This window comes from Streptomyces spiroverticillatus (assembly GCA_014650415.1).
Classification (GTDB): Bacteria; Actinomycetota; Actinomycetes; order Streptomycetales; family Streptomycetaceae; genus Streptomyces; species Streptomyces spiroverticillatus.
On record BMUX01000004.1, the window covers coordinates 106697 to 123210 of the forward strand.

Consider the following 16514-nt stretch of genomic DNA (forward strand, 5'->3'; position numbering starts at 1 on the left):
GGGCCTCAGCTGCTGAAGAAGTCGCTCACCCTGTCCGCGAACTGCTGCGCGTTCCGCTCGTGGATCCAGTGCCCGCCCGGCAGCGTGATCTGCGCACAGTCCGGGATGCGGTCGGCCATCTCGGGAACGTCGGAGGCGTCCATGTCGCTCTCCGGGCCGCCCGTGACGATCAGTGTGGGGGCGACGATCTCACCGAGCCGCTCCAGCCATTCCTCCGGCGGGGAGGCGAGCTGGGCCTGGATCTCCGGGACCGCGTTCTCGTCGTAGTCGACCGGCCCCGACTCGGGCAGCAGGTCCGCCGCCCCGTCGAAGGGGGCCGGGGTCTCCTCCAGGACGAGGCGCTCGACCCGGTCGGGGTGGTCCTGGGCCAGGAGGTAGGCGACGACGCCGCCCATGCCGTGGCCGACCACACCGGCCCGGTCGATCTTGGACTCCTCGATGAAGCCGAGGACGTCCTCCTTCATCAGCTCCAGGTCGTACTCGTCGGGCCAGTCGCTCTCGCCGTGCCCGCGCAGATCGAGTGCGTACACCCGCCATTCCTCGCCGAGCGCCTGCCCGGTCTTTTCCCAGGTCAGGGCGGAACCGCCGATTCCGTGCAGCAGAATGACGGGGGCGCCGTGCTGGTCGCCCCAGGAGCGGTACGACATGCGTACGTCGCCCACATCGACGACGGAGTGATCTTCCATAACTCTGACGTTACAGGGGTGTCCGGGATGGCAGAGTCGTCGGGTGAAGTCCGTTGTGCGTGGGGTGGGGCTGCTCGTAGTGGGCCTGACGATGGCAGTGGTGGGAAGCGTGAGCGTGATGCGGGACGGAGGGGGAGATGAGGCGGGCCGTGGGGGGCAGCCGTCGGAAACGAAGCACGAGAGGCCGGTGAAGGACCGGACGCCCGAGCCGGTGCGGCCTACGCGGGCCGGGGATCCGGGGCCGAAACAGGCCAGGCCGAAGCAGGCCGATCCTGGGCTGGCCGATCCGGCGAAGAAGAACGTGGCGATGCAGCTGGTGTCGAGCGCCGAGAACTCCTCGCTGGACTGGCGCAAGCAGTACCGGTACATCCAGGACATCGACGACGGGCGCGGCTACACCGCCGGGATCGTCGGGTTCTGCTCCGGGACCGGGGACATGGCGCAGGTCGTCGAGCGGTACAGCCGTGCCCGGCCCGGCAACGCGCTGGCGAAGTTCCTGCCCGCGCTGCGCAGGGTCAAGGGCAGCGACTCGCACGAGGGCCTGGAGGATCCCTTCACCGAGGCCTGGCGGCACGCCGCCGACACCGATCCCGCCTTCCGCGCGGCACAGGACGCCCAGCGGGACGCGGACTACTTCGACCCGGCGGTCCAGCAGGGGAAGAAGGACGGGCTGGGGGCGCTCGGGCAGTTTGTGTACTACGACGCGTACGTGATGCACGGGCACGACGACAGCCTCGGCTCGACGGGCTTCCTGGCCCTGCGCGAGAAGGCCAGGAAGAAGGCCAGGCCGCCCGCCGAGGGCGGGGACGAGAAGGCGTACCTGAACGCCTTCCTGGACGCCCGGGTGCAGGCGATGAAGGAGGAGCCCGCACACCGGGACACCAGCCGCATCGAGACGGCGCAGCGGGTGTTCGTCCGCGAGGGGAACCTCACACTCCGCACACCGCTTGCGTGGAAGGTTTACGGCGACACCTACCGGGTGAGATGAAGGAACTGTTCCGGCCGGGCCCCCGTCGTACGGGGGTCCGGCCGTCTGTTTCCGTACGCTGACCTGTACTGGAGGTTCCGTTGTCCGTCACCCGTCGAGTCCAGAACACCGTCCGCGCCCTGCTGGGCCTGACTCTCGCCGCCGTCCCCGGCACCGCCGTCGCGGCCGGTGCGCCCGAGGCGGACGATCCCGGTACGAGTGCCGCCTCGGGTCTTCGAGATCCCGCGAAGAAGGAGCTCGCGATGCGGCTGGTGTCCAGTGCGGAGAACTCCTCGCTGGAGTGGAAGAAGCAGTACCGCTACATCGAGGACATCGGCGACGGGCGCGGCTACACCGCCGGGATCATCGGCTTCTGCTCAGGCACCGGGGACATGCTGGAGCTGGTCGAGCACTACAGCGCCGCCAAGCCCGGCAACGTACTGGAGAAGTACCTCCCGGCGCTGCGGAAGGTGAACGGGTCCGACTCGCACCGGGGGCTCGGCTCCGGCTTCGTACGCGACTGGGAGAAGGCGGCGGACGACCGGGACTTCCGCGAGGCGCAGAACCACGAGCGGGACCGGGTGTACTTCGAGCCGGCGGTGCGCCGGGCGGAGCGGGACGGGCTCGGGACACTGGGCCAGTTCGTCTACTACGACGCGATGGTGATGCACGGCGCTGGCGGCCCCGACGGCTTCGACGCGATCCGCCGGGCCGCACTGGAACGCGCCGCGTCCCCCGCCCGGGGCGGCGACCAGGGGGCGTACCTGCACGCCTTCCTCGACGTACGGAAGAAGACCATGAAGCGCGAGGCGGCGCACGAGGACACCAGCCGGATCGACTCCGCGCAGCGCCTCTTCCTGCGCGAAGGCAACTTCGAACTGCGGACTCCGCTGGCGTGGCAGGTGTACGGGGACAGCTATCGGGTCGACTGACGACACGTCACCGTACGACTGCTCATGACTGACGGCACGTCAATGCACGGCGGCCGTACGGAAGTTGCTCCGTACGGCTGCCGCGCATGAAGTGACGGTACGTCAGTGGGTCGCCACCGCGGGCTTCTCGCTGCGGTGGGAGATCTCCTCGCCCGGCTCCATGGGAGCGGTGACCTCGTCGTCGTCGGCACGCTTGCCGATGTGGTTGAAGACGAGGTTGAGGACGACCGCCGCGAGGCAGCCGGTGGAGATGCCGGAGTCCAGGATGATCTTCGCGGTCTCCGGGAAGTGGTGGTAGAAGGTCGGCGCGGCGATCGGGATGATGCCGACCGCGAGCGAGACGGCGACGATCAGGACGTTGTTGTCCTTCTCCAGGCCCGCCTTGACGAGGGTCTGGATGCCGCTGGCGGCGACCGAGCCGAAGAGCACGATGCCCGCTCCGCCGAGCACCGGGCGCGGCACGACCGCGATCAGCGAGGCGGCGATCGGACACAGGCCCATCAGGATCAGGAAACCGCCGCCCGCCGCGACCACGAACCGGCTGCGGATCTTGGTCATGGCGACCAGGCCGATGTTCTGGGCGAAGGCGCTGCACATGAAGCCGTTGAACAGCGGGCTGACCGCCGAGCCGAGAGCGTCGGCGCGCAGCCCCGCGGCGATGGTCTTCTCGTCGGCGGGACGCTCGACGATCTCACCGAGGGCCAGCATGTCGGCCGTCGACTCGGTCATCGAGACCAGCATGACCACGCACATCGAGATGATCGCGGCGGCCACGAACTGCGGTGCCCCGAAGTGGAACGGCGTCGGGAAGCCGACGATCGACGCCTCGGTGATCGGCGTGAAGTCGGTGGCGCCGAAGGGGATCGCGATGATCGTGCCGATGACCAGGCCGAGGAGTACGGCGATCTGCTTGACGAAGCCGCGGGTGAAGCGGCGCAGCAGCAGGACGACGACGAGCGTGATCCCGGCGAGGCCGAGGAAGGTCGTCGAACCGTAGTCGTCCGCCTTGGGGTTGGGCCCCTGCGCCCAGCCGAAGGCCACCGGGAGGAGGGACACACCGATCAGGGTGATGACCGTACCCGTGACGACCGGCGGGAAGAAGCGGACCAGCTTGGAGAAGAACGGCGCGGCGATGAAACCGATCGCTCCGGCGACGATGATCGCGCCGAAGATGACCGGGAGCGCGTCCTCCTTGGACTGGCCGCCGGCTATCGCGAGCATCGGGGCCACGCCGGCGAAGGTGACGCCGTTGACGAAGGGCAGCCGGGCGCCGATGTTCCAGACGCCGAGCGTCTGGAGGAGGGTGGCGAGGCCGGCCATGAAGAGGCTGGCGCCGGTGAGGAAGGTGAGTTCCTTGCCGGACAGGCCCACGGCCGCGCCGACGATCAGCGGGGGTGCGACGACGCCCGCGTACATGGCGGCGACGTGCTGGAGACCGGTCGTGGCGAGCTTCAGGGGAGGCATCCCCTGGTCGACCGGGTGCTTCTCCGTGGTGGAAGGGGTCTTGCTCTCCTCGGCGGTGCCGTCCGTCGTGGAGCCTTGCGCGGTGAACCTGGGCGTCTTGGCCACAGCGTCCTCCTGTCGTTTTCCAGTGCCGGTGTTGGCACGTGCTTCAGGGAGGTGGTGCGTATGTGCAAGGTGCTGGTGGAGCTCAGGGGGGGTGCGGAAGGTGCAGCTGTTGTGCCGTTCGCCCGGTTGTGCCGGACCGCCCCGGGGGCGTGGTCCTCAAAGAGGGGGCCACGCCTCCGGGAACGGCTCCCGAGCAGCCCGCTCGGCTGCTCGGTTCCGGCCGGGAGCCGTCCCTCCCGGCCGGAATCTCAAACAGGTGGATACGAGGTGGTCGGCGTCAGCGGGGCTGCGCGGCGATCCGCGCCAGGCGCTGCGCCTCGTCCCGCGCTTCGCGGGCGATGGCTTCCTCGTCCACCGTGATCAGGTGGTTGTCCTCGACGACGGGTTCGCCGTTGATGAGGGACAGGGTGACCGGTGCCGCCGCGCCGAAGACGATGGCGGTGACCGGGTCGGCGATGGTGGAGTGGCCGAGGCCGTCGATCTTCCACATCACCAGGTCCGCGAGCTTGCCGGCTTCGAGCGAGCCGATCTGGTCTGCGCGGCCCAGGACTTGGGCGCCTCCGAAGGTGCCGAGGCGCAGGGCCTGGCGGGCGTTGAGGGCCCGCTCGCGGTGTTCGGTGTTCAGGCGGTTGATGAGGAGCGCGTTGCGCAGCTCGGTGTGCAGTTCGCCCGACTCGTTGGAGGCGGTGCCGTCGACACCGAGGCCGACCGGGACACCCGACTTGAGCATGTCGGGGACGCGGGCGATGCCTGCGGCGAGGCGGGCGTTGGAGGAGGGGCAGTGGGCGACGCCGGTGCCGGTGCGGGCGAAGGCGGCGATGTCGGAGTCGTTCATGTGGACGCAGTGCGCCATCCACACGTCGCTGCCGAGCCAGCCCGTCGACTCGAAGTAGTCGGTGGGGCCCATGCCGAACAGCTCGTGGCAGAACTTCTCCTCCTCCACCGTCTCGCTGCCGTGGGTGTGGAGTCGCACGCCCTTGCGGCGGGCCAACTCGGCGCCCTGGCGCATGAGTTCGGTGGAGACGGAGAACGGGGAGCAGGGTGCGACGGCGACCTGGGTCATGGAGCCGAAGGACGCGTCGTGGTGCTGGTCGACCGTGGCCTCGGTGGCGGCGAGCGCGCCTTCGAGGGTCTCGATCGCGAAGTCCGGCGGGAGGCCCCCGTCGGACTCGCCGCGGTCCATGGAGCCACGGGCGAGGGTGAAGCGTACGCCCATGTCGCGTGCGGCACCGATGATCGCGGAGGAGAGATCTCCGGAGCCCTGCGGGAAGACGTAGTGGTGGTCCATGGCGGTGGTGACACCGCCGCGGGCCATCATCGCCAGGGAGCCCCGGGCGGCCGCCGTCACCATCTGCTCGTCGATGCGTGCCCAGGTCGGGTAGAGGGCGACGAGCCAGTTGAACAGGTTGTGGTCGGTGGCCAGGCCCCGGGTGATCCACTGGTAGAAGTGGTGGTGCGTGTTGATCAGGCCGGGAGTGACGAGATGGCCGGTGCCGTCGATACGGCGGACCACGTTTTCCAGGCCTGCGGGCGCCGTGCCCGCGCCGATGGACTCGATCCGGTTGCCCGCGACGACGACGTGACCGGACGCGTATTCCGTGTCCTGGGCGTCGACCGTCGCGATCGCGCAGTTCTCAATGACGATCCGTGAGACGTCTCGTGAGCTGTCGGTGCGCGAAGCTTTTGCTGCCGGTGCTGCCATAAGGCTGCTTCCTTTACCTCTGTCATGAGCGGGCACGGCAGGACCCTAGGAGGATTTGAGTGCCACGGACGCCGCTGGAGTGCGACGCGCGCGGGTGCCGAGGTGGTGGAAGAACAGGTTGAGCAGGACGGCGACCAGTGCGCCGGCGCTGATGCCGGAGCCGAGGACGGTCTGTGCCCAGGCGGGGAAGTCCGCGTAGAAAGTGGGTGCCGCGAGCGGAATGATGCCCGCGCCGAGTGCCACCGCCACGAGGATGATGTTCGAGCTGTCGTCGAGTCCGGCCTCGGAGAGGGTACGGATGCCGCTCACCGCGATCGAGCCGAAGAGGACGATCCCGGCGCCGCCGAGTACCGGCATCGGCACCATGGAGACCACCGCGCCCAGCACCGGGAACACGCCGAGGAAGAGCAGTGCGCCACCGGCGACGGCGACGACGTACCGGCTGCGCACGCGGGTCAGCGTGACGACGCCGACGTTCTGCGCGAAGGCGCTGGTCGGGAAGCCGCCGAAGACGGGACCGATCAGGGTGGCGATGCCGTCGGTGCGCAGGCCGCGGGTGATGGTCCTGCCGTTGCAGTCGCGTTCGCAGATCTTGCCGAGGGCGAGCATCCCGGCCGAGGACTCGGTCATCAGGACCAGCATCACGATGCACAGCGAGAGGATCGCGGCGGGCTGGAACTCGGGGGCGCCGAAGGCGAAGGGCGTGGGCAGGGCGGCGATCGGGGCTTCCCCCAGCCCGCTGAAGTCGGCCAGCCCGAACGGGATCGCGGCGAGCGTGCCGGTCAACATGCCCAGAAGCAGGGCGACTTGCTTGATGAAGCCGGTACCGAAACGCTGAATGACAAGAATGACGACGAGCGTGAAGGCGGCCAGCGCCAGGTACTTCATGTCGCCGAAGTCGGCGGCGTCCTTGTTGCCGCCCTGCGCCCAGGCGACGGGCACGGGCATCAGCGTCACACCGATGAGGGTGATCACGACGCCGGTGACGAGCGGCGGGAAGAAGCGGAGGAGCTTTCCGAAGAAGGGGCCGACGGCGAGACAGAAGACACCGGCGACCATCACCGCACCGTAGATGGCGGGGAGTTGGTGGCCCGGGGCGCTGGTCTCGGCGATCGCGAGCATGGGCGCGATGCCGGCGGAGGACGCGGCGTTGACGAAGGGGAGCCGGTTTCCGGCGAACTTCGAGATGCCGATCGTCTGGAGGATCGTGGCGAGGCCCGCGATCAGCAGGCTGGCGGCGATCAGCCGGGTCATCCCGGCGGCGTCCAGGCCGACGGCCTGGCCGATGATGAGCGGAGGGGTGACGACGCCTGCGTACATGGCGGCGATGTGCTGGAGCGCGGCGGGGACGAGCCGCTTGGCGGGGAGCTTCTCGTCCACCGGGTGCACGGGATCGAGGAGATCGACCGGCTTTCCGAGGGACGGCGAGTCACCTGTTTCGGGTGACCCTTGGGTAGGCAGCTTCTTCTGGGTAGAACATGGGCCTTCTGCTGCCGGCCCCTTTGCTGGCTGTGCCATGAATGTTCGTTCCCTCCGGTCCGCGGCGCCGTCCCCCGCCCGGCGGGGCCGGGGGACGGCGCGGCCGTGACCGCGTCAGAGGTGGCCGGTTGAGGACCGACCGCGTCAGAGGTTGGTCATGTCGACCGGGATCTGCGGCTCGACTCCGTCCCGCAGGATGGTGGACTCGATGAGTCCGTACGGGCGGTCGGCGGCGAAGTAGACCTCGTTGTCGTTCTTCAGTCCGAACGGTTCGAGGTCGACCAGGAAGTGGTGGTTGTTGGGCAGCGAGAAGCGGATCTCGTCGATCTCGCTCCGGTTGTTGATGACCCGCGAACCCATCTGGTACATCGTCTGCTGGAGCGAGAGCGAGTACGTCTCGGCGAAGGCCTCGAGGATGTGCTTCTTGGCCTGCGCGTACGACTTCTCCCAGTTGGGCATCCGGTCGTCGTCGCTGGTCCAGTTGTAGCGCCAGACGGTGGAGACGTCGGTGCACAGGATGCGGTCGTACGCCTCCTTCAGCGTCGTGTACTTGTCCTTGACGTAACCCCAGAATTCGGAGTTGGTGGAGTTCATCACCGTGAGGTTCTTCAGGCCGGAGATGACTTCCCAGTTCGTGCCGTCGAAGGTGATCTGGGTGAGGCGCAGCTCCTGGCCCTTGCGGACGAAGGAGTGGTTGACCTCGTCGGAACCGATGAACTTGGAGTTGTTGTCCGAGGAGGCGATGCGCTCCCAGGAGTACTCCTCGATCCGGATGCGCGCCTTCTTGATCGGCTCCTGCGTGGTCACGAAGTGACGCGCGAGGTGGATGCCGAACTGCTCGGCGGACTCGATGCCGAACTCCTTGGCGAACGCGTACACCGTGTTCTTGGTGGTGTCGGTCGGCAGGACGTTGGCGTTCGAGCCGGAGTAGTGGACGTCGTCCATGTCGCCGGAGAGGGCGATCGAGACGTTCAGGTCCTTGATGTGGTGGGTGTCGCCGTCCCGCGTGATCTTGACGACGCGGTTCTCTGCTTTGCCGTACTGGTTCTGGCCGAGAATGGTGGGCATCAGTGCTAGCTCCCTCGGTATACGGAGTAGCCGAACGGGTTGAGCAGCAGCGGTACGTGGAAGTGTTCGCCCGGTACGACGGCGAAGGTGATCGCCACTTCCGGGAAGAACGCGCCGCTGTCCCTTACGCGGGGGGCGTCCTGCTGAGCCTCGGCTTCGGTCTTACTGGCGAAGTAGGTCTCGGTCTCGAAGTCGAGCCGGACGTGGGTCGTTCCCTCCGGCAGGGCCGGGAGGTCCTTGCAGCGCCCGTCCGCGTCGGTCTTCGAACCGCCGAGCGTCTTCCACTCCGCGTCCGCGCCGCTGCGGGCGGTGAGCGTGATGGCGACGCCCTCGGCGGGGCGGCCGATGCTGGTGTCCAGGATGTGCGTGGACACCGAGGCGGTGGTTGCGGTACTCATCTCAGTTCTCTTCTCCTGAATCCGCGGGGGATTCCACGAGGCGGGTCAGCCGGATGCGGTTGATCTTGCCCAGTTCGGTGCGGACGATTTCCCGCTCCTGCTCGGGCGAGTTGCCGCTCCGCTCACGCACCGCGTCGCGCATCTGCTCTCCGGTGGCGCCGGTCGCGCAGATCAGGAAGACATGTCCGAACTTCTCCTGGTACGCCAGGTTCAGTTCGAGCATCTCGGCCTTGAGTTCCTCGGAGGCGCCGGCCATTCCGCGCTGTTCGCGGGAGGAGGTCGGGTCTCCGGGCTTGGGGCGACCGATCGGCGGGTGTCCCGCCATCGCCTCGGCAAGGTCCTCGGCAGTGAGTTCCGCGAGGGCGGCGTCACTGGCGAGAAACAGTTCCTCGGCGGAGGCGTACGGGCGCTGAGCGACGAGCTTGCTCCCCCACGCCGAGCTGGCACACACCTCGTGGAGTTCGGCCTGGGCCGCACTCTCGGAGAGGTGGTTGAACCGGGAAAGGCCCGGTGTCTGGACCGAAGTCACGGGAGCCTCCGTGGCCTTGTGCTGGACGGGCTGCGCATAGCTAACGCCCTCAACAACTGGACGTCAACAGTTTGTTGAAAGTTCGCGAAGACAAAAGCCGCCGCCCCCAAGCGGGGACGGCGGCGACTCAAAATGATCGATCAAATGGGCCTCAGGGAGGGGCGATTGAAGGGGCGACTAGTCCCCCTTGGACCCGTTTTCCCTGTTGAGGTAGTTGTAAATAGTGAAGCGCGAGACACCGAGCGCCCCCGCCACCGTCTCCACACCGTGCCGTACGGAGAACGCGCCGCGCGCTTCCAGCGTCCGTACGACGGCCTGCTTGGCCTTGCGGTCGAGCTCGGCCAGCGGCACACCGTGCCCGCGCTCCAGCGCGGCAAGGATGCGGTCGAGGGAGTCGGAGAGCTGGGGCAGCCGTACGGCGATGACGTCCTCGCCCTCCCAGGCGAGCAGCACGTCCTCCCGGCCGGCCAGCCCCGGATCCAGCATCTCGGCCCCCATCGCGTCGACGAGCGGTTTGACCGCCGTGACCAGTGGGTGGTCCCCGGGTTCCGTCACTGCTCGCCCTCCCCGATCACATTGACCTGCAACGAGACGCGGGTGGCCCCGGCGGCGAGGGACTTGCGCAGCAGCGCGTCCACGGCGGTGAGCACGGCGTCGGCGCTCCCCTCCGCCGTATTGCCGAAGGGACCCACGTCGACGGCGTCCAGCTCGGCCACCTGGATCACCTCACGAGCAGCCACCGCATGCGGCGGCGCCTCGTCGAGATCGAAGGGCTCGGTCGTGAACTCCACTCTCAATCGCACGCGCACAACCTACTGCGAGCAGCACGAAATCCGGGAGCCCCTCTTGACAAGTCCTCGGGGCCGGTTGCAATCTTCCAACAGGCAGAAAACAACTTCCGCAATACGGAAGGAGCGCCGAAAACCCCATGGGCTACTCGGACCACCGCTTCGATGTGAACCTCTCGATCCTCTTCACGGAACTCCCGCTCCTGGAGCGCCCGGCGGCAGCCGCCGCGGCCGGCTTCACCGCGGTCGAGCTGTGGTGGCCCTGGATCGAGACCCCGACCCCCGACCAGTCGGAGCTCGACGCCCTGAAGAAGGCGCTCGACGACGCCGGCACCCAGCTCGTCGGCCTGAACTTCTACGCCGGACAGCTTCCCGGCCCGGACCGCGGTGCGCTCTCCGTGCCCGGCGAGGAGTCCGACCGCTTCCGCGCCAACATCGAGGTGGCGGCCGACTTCGCCGCCTCGGTCGGCTGCAAGGCGCTCAACGCGCTCTACGGCAACCGTGTGGAGGGCGTGGACGCCCAGATCCAGGACACCCTGGCGCTGGAGAACCTGGTCCTCGCCGCCCGCGCCGCCGACCGCGTCGGTGCGATCCTCCTGGTCGAGACCCTCAACAAGCCGGAGTCGCCGCTCTACCCGCTGGTGAGCGCGCCCGCCGCGATCGAGGTCGTCGACAAGGTCAACAAGGCGACCGGGCTCGGCAACGCCAAGTTCCTCCTGGACCTGTACCACCTGTCGATGAACGGCGAGAACCTCGAAGAGGTCATAGACGCCTACGCCGACAAGACGGGCCACGTGCAGATCGCCGACAACCCGGGCCGCGGCGCGCCGGGCACCGGTGACCTCGGCCTGGAAGCCCTGCTCGACCGCCTGAAGAAGGCCGGTTACGAGGGCTGGGTCGGCCTGGAGTACAAGCCGGGCGACAAGCCCAGCGCCGAGGCCTTCGACTGGCTCGACCGGTCGGCCCGCGCCGCCAAGTAGTGCCCTCGGGCACCAACTGAACTTCTTGACACGGTTTTTGAGAGAGGCAGCACCCTCATGAGCACGCTCCCCAAGATCGGTTTCATCGGCCTCGGCATCATGGGCTCCCCCATGTCCGAGAACCTGCTGAAGGCCGGTTACGACGTCACCGGTTACACCCTGGAGCAGGACAAGATCGACCGCCTGGTCAAGGCCGGCGGCAAGGGTGCCGCCTCGATCGCCGAGGCCGTCAAGGACGCCGACGTCGTCATCACGATGGTGCCCGCCTCCCCGCAGGTCGAGGCCATCGCGTACGGTCCGGACGGCATCCTGGAGAACGCCAGGTCCGGCGCGCTGCTGGTCGACATGTCCTCGATCACCCCGCAGACCTCGGTGGACCTGGCGAAGGCCGCCAAGGACAAGGGCATCCGCGTCCTGGACGCCCCGGTCTCCGGCGGCGAGGCCGGTGCGATCGAGGCCGTACTGTCCATCATGGTCGGCGGCGAGCAGGCGGACTTCGACTCCGCCAAGCCGATCCTGGAGGCTCTCGGCAAGACCATCGTGCTGTGCGGTCCGCACGGCTCGGGCCAGACGGTGAAGGCCGCCAACCAGCTGATCGTCGCGGTCAACATCCAGGCGTGCGCCGAGGCCGTGGTCTTCCTGGAGAAGTCCGGCGTCGACCTGAAGGCCGCGCTGGACGTCCTCAACGGCGGTCTGGCCGGCTCGACGGTCCTGACCCGCAAGAAGGACAACTTCCTCAACCGCGACTTCGCGCCCGGTTTCCGGATCGACCTGCACCACAAGGACATGGGCATCGTCACCGACGCCGCCCGCAACGTCGGTGCGGCGCTCCCCGTCGGCGCGGTCGTCGCCCAGCTGGTCGCCTCGCTGCGCGCCCAGGGCGACGGCGGTCTGGACCACTCGGCCCTGCTGCGCGCCGTCGAGCGCCTCTCCGGCCAGCAGGTCTGAAATCCCTCGGGCTCTAGGGCCTGACCTGCGGCTTCTTCACTGAAGCCGCCCCCGAACTCCGGGCTGCGGCAGCGCTGACACCTGTCCTGTCGCGCCCAGGCGCTGCCGCGGCCCGGGTCTCATACTTGCTCCACCTTCAATTTCAACAAACTGTTGACGCCGCGTTCTCCGCGTACTTACGCTCCTCACGCCGCCAGCAGATCCCGCAGGAAGGTCCCAAGGTCACCATGTCGAAGCGTGTGCTCACGACCGAGTCAGGCGCCCCGGTCGCCGACAACCAGAATTCCGCCTCCGCCGGTGTCGGTGGCCCGCTCCTCCTCCAGGACCAGCACCTGCTGGAGAAGCTCGCCCGGTTCAACCGCGAGCGCATCCCGGAGCGTGTCGTGCACGCCCGCGGCTCCGGCGCGTACGGCTACTTCGAGGTGACGGACGACGTCACCGGCTTCACCCGCGCGAACTTCCTCTCCGAGGTCGGCAAGCGCACCGAGACGTTCATCCGCTTCTCCACCGTCGCGGACAACCTCGGTGGCGCGGACGCGGTCCGCGACCCGCGCGGTTTCGCGCTGAAGTTCTACACCGAAGAGGGCAACTACGACCTCGTCGGCAACAACACCCCGGTGTTCTTCATCAAGGACCCGATCAAGTTCCCCGACTTCATCCACTCGCAGAAGCGCGACCCCTTCACGGGCAAGCAGGAGCCGGACAACGTCTGGGACTTCTGGGCACACGCCCCCGAGGCCACGCACCAGATCACCTGGCTGATGGGCGACCGCGGCATCCCCGCCTCGTACCGTCACATGAACGGCTACGGCTCGCACACCTACCAGTGGACGAACGCCGAGGGCGAGGCCTTCTTCGTCAAGTACCACTTCAAGACGAACCAGGGCATCCGCTCGCTGTCGTCGGACCAGGCCGCGGAGATCGCGGGCAAGGACGCCAACTCGCACCAGACGGACCTGCTCCAGGCCATCGAGCGCGGCGTCAACCCGTCCTGGACCCTGTACGTCCAGGTCATGCCGGCCGCCGAGGCCGCGGACTACCGCTTCAACCCCTTCGACGTCACGAAGGTGTGGCCGCACTCGGACTACCCGCTGCAGCGCGTGGGCCGTCTGGTCCTCGACCGCAACCCGGACAACGTCTTCGCCGAGGTCGAGCAGGCCGCGTTCTCGCCGAACAACTTCGTCCCGGGCATCACCGCCTCGCCGGACAAGATGCTCCAGGGCCGCATGTTCGCCTACGCGGACGCGCACCGCTACCGTCTGGGCGTCAACCACACCCAGCTGCCGGTGAACGCGCCGAAGAACGCGCCCGCCGACAACTACGGCCGCGACGGCTTCTACGCCACCCGCACCGGCTCGCGCCACGACAAGAACTACGAGCCCAACTCGTACGACGGTCCCGCGCAGACGGACGCCCCGCTGGGCGCCCCGGCCGAGCTCTCCGGCTGGACCGGCACGTACGCGTACGCGCAGCACGTCAAGGACGACCACTTCTTCCAGGCCGGTGAGCTCTACCGCCTGATGTCGTCCGACGAGAAGGACCGTCTCATCGCCAACATCGCCGGTGGCCTCTCGCAGGTCTCCCGCGACGACGTGATCGAGAAGAACCTCGCGCACTTCCACGCCGCGGACGCCGAGTACGGCAAGCGCGTCGAAGAGGCCGTCCGCGCTCTGCGCGACGACAAGTAATTCCCCGACTGCGGAAGGGGTCTGACGGGAGGTCAGGCCCTGCCCGCTGTCTGTGCCGCCGGCCCGAATGAGGGGTGGTCGGCGGCACGGACACGAACGAGGCCCGCGGTGGTGGGTGAGCCAGTGCGGTGGTGAAGGCCGGCGGTCTCTCCTTCTTGACCTGAGAGAAGGAGCCCCTGCCGGCTCATCGCCCCCACCGCGGCCTCATTCGCATTTCGCACGACGCATGTGCGCATGACGCTCGTGCGCATGACGCTCGTGCGCTTGCCGAACCAGGGCGCGGAGTACGGACGGTCCCGTGCTCCGCGCCCTTCGGCGTGCCCGAGCACCTGTCCCGCCCTGCGGCGGTCACCGGGTCCTCCCGCTCCGCCGCTCGTACGTCCGGTACGCCGCCCAGCACACCAGCAGCGCGCACGCGAACACCGGCAGACCGCCGATCCGGGCGAGCACCCACCCGGGGCCGTCCGGCTCGGTGTGCAGTCCGGGGAGCGGGCGGCCCGCGAGCAGGCCGAGCGCGGTGACGGCCATCATGGCGGTCTGGTGCCAGAGGAAGACGGTCATCGCGGCGAGGTTCAGCAGGGCGACGCCCGCCCAGGCCAGGGGCCGTCGCAGGAGCCTGCGGAGCGGTTCGAGGAGCAGGAGTGCGGCACCGCACTGGGCGAGGCCGAAGCAGACGGCGGCGAGGGTGGGCGGGTTGAGGTTGGAGACGGCCGCGCCGGGGACGCCGACCATGGAGGCGGGGTAGCCCGCGAAGAGGATCAGTGCGGCGGTGGCGGCCGCACCGCAGGACAGCAGCACGATCCCCGTACGAGTACGGAGCCCGCCCCGCGCCCAGAGCGCCCCCAGGCAGTACGGAACGAGCCAGCCCGCGCCGAGGTTGAGCAGCCCGAGCACCTCGGGGCCGCCGAGGGCGAAGCGGATCACGTCCACGCACAGGACGACGGCGAGCGGCCACAGCGGGTGCAGCTTCGCGACGAGCGGGGTGGCGGCGGTGAGCGCGGCGAAGACCAGCAGGAACCACAAGGGGGTGAGCACCAGCTTGAGGAGGGTGCTCAGGGTCTCCGGGCGCACCCCGCCGACGAGCATCGCGGCGGCGGCGACGGCCCAGGTGACCAGGAGTGCGGCGACGGGGCGGAAGAGACGCAGCAGCCGGGCGGCGAGCCAGTCCCGGTAGCGGGTGCCCCGGCCGCGGGCGGCCGCGTACCCCTTGGCTGCGACGTGTCCGCCGACCAGGAAGAAGACGGCGAGGGTCTGGAACACCCAGGATATGGGGGCGAGTTGGGGCATCGGAGCGAGCGGGCTGGTGCCGTGCACGGTCCCGGTGTCGACGACGAGCGCGGTGACGAGCCAGTGCCCGAGCACCACACCGAGAACGGCCAGGGCACGCAGTGCGTCGACGGTACGGTCACGGGTCGGCGGGGTGGCGGCGTCGATGCGCCGGGCCAGGTCTGCCACCTGCGGCAGGACCCGACGGGCCGGGGCCGCACTGGCGGCATCACGGCGGACCGGGGCCGCGCCGGCGGCATCACCGCGGACCGAGGTTGCCTTCGCGGCGTCGCGGCGGACCGGGGCCGTCGCGGGTGGATCGGCAGGAGGAGCCGGGGCCGCCGCCTGCGGGAAAGCTCGGCGGGCCGGGGTTGCCGCCGTCGAGGGGTGGCGCCCCACCGGGACGGGTGCCTGCGGGGTCTCCCTGCGGTCCCGGGCCGCCGTCTGCGGGACGGCGCGGCGGGCCGGCCCCGCCTCCTGCGGAGATGTGCGGTGCTCACGCACGGCCGACCACCGCACTTCCGGTGACGATGTCCGCGAGGTGCGCGAGGGATGCGGAGCCGGGCAACAGGTAGCCGCTGTGGTCGCTGTCGCCCGCATCGAAGCGGCGGGCGCCGAAGGCGGGCGACACCGGGTCGGCCCCGAAGCCCACGGTGGTGACGCCCAGGTCGAGTGCGGTGTGCGGGACGCCGCCGATCCAGTCGGCGCTCCCCCGGCCCGCCCAGACGGTGGCCCGGGTGCCGAGCGCGTCGACGCGTTCGGCGTCGGTGCCGATGCCGGGGCTGCCGAAGAGGACCAGGTTCGCCGCTTCGACGCCGGGGGCGGCTGCGGCGCAGACGACGGCACCGTAGGAGTGGCAGAGGTAGGAGACCGGCACACCGGAGCGCAGAGCGGTCAACTCACCCGCGAATAGGCTGAGTTCGCGTGCCGCTTCGTAGGCGCGCCCGGCCGTGAGGGCGTCGGTGCTGACGGTGGCCGGGGTGCGGTAGCCGACCCAGGCGACGACGGCGGTATGCGGGCCCGCCGCGCGCAGCAGGGCCTCGGCCCCGTCCCGCAGCCGGTCGTAGTGGTCGACGGAGGTGTCCGCCCCGGGCACCAGAACGGCGATCCGGTCCGCCCGCGCGAGGTCCCCGAACACCTCGACCGTACGCCCGCCGTCACGCCCGTCGAAGGCAAGGAACTGCCGGGATGGCAGGGCGAGTTGACGGAGTGCGGCGGCACGCTTGCGCGACCCGTGCGCGTCGGCGGCGGCTGCCGCGTCACGGATCCCGGCCCGCCGGGCGGCGTACCGCTCGGCGAGGTCGCCGGCGGTGGCGGCACGCAGCGGGGCGAGGGAGGCGGGGGCCGGGGCGGGTATCCCGGTGGCCCCGGCCGCACCGGACACGGGCAGCACCACGGACCCGACGACGACCCCGGCCAGCACCCCCCGCACCAAACGCCCGGACCGAAACCGCCCCCGCAGGAAGCCCCGCCCACCGGACCGGCCACCCCGGAGACCGCCCACACCGGTGCCC

16 protein-coding genes are annotated in these 16514 nt (G+C 69.4%); 5 read left to right on the forward strand and 11 right to left on the reverse strand.

The genetic code is table 11. The annotated features are described in order from the left end of the window. Positions 1 to 5: 5 nt before the first annotated feature. A complete protein-coding gene (locus IE269_RS12065; protein ID WP_189822872.1) occupies positions 6 to 686 on the reverse strand; it encodes an alpha/beta fold hydrolase in 681 nt (226 codons plus the stop codon). A gap of 211 nt (positions 687 to 897) precedes the next feature. Here IE269_RS12065 and IE269_RS12070 point away from each other — a divergent pair, with 211 nt between their 5' ends. Both IE269_RS12070 and IE269_RS12075 read left to right on the forward strand, forming a co-directional pair. After that, entirely contained in the window at positions 898 to 1674 is a 777-nt protein-coding gene (locus IE269_RS12070; RefSeq protein WP_229897653.1) for a chitosanase, read from the forward strand. Between the two features lie 80 nt (positions 1675 to 1754). Further along, positions 1755 to 2585: a chitosanase gene (locus IE269_RS12075; protein ID WP_229897587.1), complete on the forward strand. Its 831-nt coding sequence runs from the start codon at positions 1755 to 1757 to the stop codon at positions 2583 to 2585. Positions 2586 to 2687: 102 nt separating this feature from the next. Here the strand turns inward: IE269_RS12075 and IE269_RS12080 are convergent, their stop codons facing one another. From IE269_RS12080 to IE269_RS12115, 8 genes are all read right to left on the reverse strand, one after another. Beyond that, complete coding sequence (locus tag IE269_RS12080; protein WP_189823298.1) at positions 2688 to 4049, reverse strand: nucleobase:cation symporter-2 family protein; 1362 nt, start codon at positions 4047 to 4049, stop codon at positions 2688 to 2690. 382 nt (positions 4050 to 4431) lie between these two features. Further along, positions 4432 to 5856, reverse strand: coding sequence for an 8-oxoguanine deaminase (locus tag IE269_RS12085; protein ID WP_189822873.1), 1425 nt, complete (start codon positions 5854 to 5856; stop codon positions 4432 to 4434). Between the two features lie 45 nt (positions 5857 to 5901). Then, positions 5902 to 7374, reverse strand: a complete 1473-nt coding sequence (locus tag IE269_RS12090) for a nucleobase:cation symporter-2 family protein (protein WP_189822874.1) — start codon at positions 7372 to 7374, stop codon at positions 5902 to 5904. Positions 7375 to 7479: 105 nt separating this feature from the next. Continuing rightward, positions 7480 to 8403, reverse strand: coding sequence for a factor-independent urate hydroxylase (gene pucL, locus IE269_RS12095; RefSeq protein ID WP_189822875.1), 924 nt, complete (start codon positions 8401 to 8403; stop codon positions 7480 to 7482). Between the two features lie 5 nt (positions 8404 to 8408). Continuing rightward, entirely contained in the window at positions 8409 to 8801 is a 393-nt protein-coding gene (uraH, locus tag IE269_RS12100; protein WP_189822876.1) for a hydroxyisourate hydrolase, read from the reverse strand. 1 nt (position 8802) lies between these two features. Continuing rightward, positions 8803 to 9330, reverse strand: coding sequence for a 2-oxo-4-hydroxy-4-carboxy-5-ureidoimidazoline decarboxylase (gene uraD, locus IE269_RS12105; RefSeq protein WP_189822877.1), 528 nt, complete (start codon positions 9328 to 9330; stop codon positions 8803 to 8805). Positions 9331 to 9507: 177 nt separating this feature from the next. Continuing rightward, positions 9508 to 9885, reverse strand: a complete 378-nt coding sequence (locus tag IE269_RS12110; protein WP_189822878.1) for a helix-turn-helix domain-containing protein — start codon at positions 9883 to 9885, stop codon at positions 9508 to 9510. After that, the gene (locus IE269_RS12115) at positions 9882 to 10133 is read right to left on the reverse strand and encodes a hypothetical protein (protein WP_189822879.1); all 252 of its coding nucleotides are present in this window, start codon (positions 10131 to 10133) and stop codon (positions 9882 to 9884) included. Before IE269_RS12115 ends, IE269_RS12110 begins: the two co-directional genes overlap by 4 nt. Positions 10134 to 10258: 125 nt before the next feature. Between IE269_RS12115 and IE269_RS12120 the strand changes: the two genes are divergently transcribed. The 3 genes from IE269_RS12120 to IE269_RS12130 all read left to right on the forward strand — a co-directional run bounded on the left by IE269_RS12120 (position 10259) and on the right by IE269_RS12130 (position 13734). Continuing rightward, a complete protein-coding gene (locus tag IE269_RS12120; protein WP_189822880.1) occupies positions 10259 to 11098 on the forward strand; it encodes a TIM barrel protein in 840 nt (279 codons plus the stop codon). Between the two features lie 57 nt (positions 11099 to 11155). Further along, positions 11156 to 12046, forward strand: coding sequence for a 2-hydroxy-3-oxopropionate reductase (locus IE269_RS12125; RefSeq protein ID WP_189822881.1), 891 nt, complete (start codon positions 11156 to 11158; stop codon positions 12044 to 12046). A gap of 227 nt (positions 12047 to 12273) precedes the next feature. Continuing rightward, complete coding sequence (locus tag IE269_RS12130; protein WP_189822882.1) at positions 12274 to 13734, forward strand: catalase; 1461 nt, start codon at positions 12274 to 12276, stop codon at positions 13732 to 13734. A gap of 348 nt (positions 13735 to 14082) precedes the next feature. Here the strand turns inward: IE269_RS12130 and IE269_RS12135 are convergent, their stop codons facing one another. Together IE269_RS12135 and IE269_RS12140 are read right to left on the reverse strand one after the other, a co-directional pair. Next, positions 14083 to 15189: an acyltransferase family protein gene (locus tag IE269_RS12135; protein WP_229897654.1), complete on the reverse strand. Its 1107-nt coding sequence runs from the start codon at positions 15187 to 15189 to the stop codon at positions 14083 to 14085. A gap of 307 nt (positions 15190 to 15496) precedes the next feature. After that, on the reverse strand, positions 15497 to 16423 hold the full coding sequence (locus IE269_RS12140; RefSeq protein ID WP_229897588.1) for an alpha/beta hydrolase: 927 nt from the start codon (positions 16421 to 16423) through the stop codon (positions 15497 to 15499). Positions 16424 to 16514 lie beyond the last annotated feature (91 nt).

Coding starts and splice junctions, on each gene's coding strand:
- IE269_RS12065 (WP_189822872.1), bottom strand. CDS start 686: ATGGAAGATCACTCCGTCGTCGATGTGGGCGACGTACGCATGTCGTAC.
- IE269_RS12080 (WP_189823298.1), bottom strand. CDS start 4,049: ATGCCTCCCCTGAAGCTCGCCACGACCGGTCTCCAGCACGTCGCCGCC.
- IE269_RS12085 (WP_189822873.1), bottom strand. CDS start 5,856: ATGGCAGCACCGGCAGCAAAAGCTTCGCGCACCGACAGCTCACGAGAC.
- IE269_RS12090 (WP_189822874.1), bottom strand. CDS start 7,374: ATGGCACAGCCAGCAAAGGGGCCGGCAGCAGAAGGCCCATGTTCTACC.
- pucL (WP_189822875.1), bottom strand. CDS start 8,403: ATGCCCACCATTCTCGGCCAGAACCAGTACGGCAAAGCAGAGAACCGC.
- uraH (WP_189822876.1), bottom strand. CDS start 8,801: ATGAGTACCGCAACCACCGCCTCGGTGTCCACGCACATCCTGGACACC.
- IE269_RS12120 (WP_189822880.1), top strand. CDS start 10,259: ATGGGCTACTCGGACCACCGCTTCGATGTGAACCTCTCGATCCTCTTC.
- IE269_RS12125 (WP_189822881.1), top strand. CDS start 11,156: ATGAGCACGCTCCCCAAGATCGGTTTCATCGGCCTCGGCATCATGGGC.
- IE269_RS12130 (WP_189822882.1), top strand. CDS start 12,274: ATGTCGAAGCGTGTGCTCACGACCGAGTCAGGCGCCCCGGTCGCCGAC.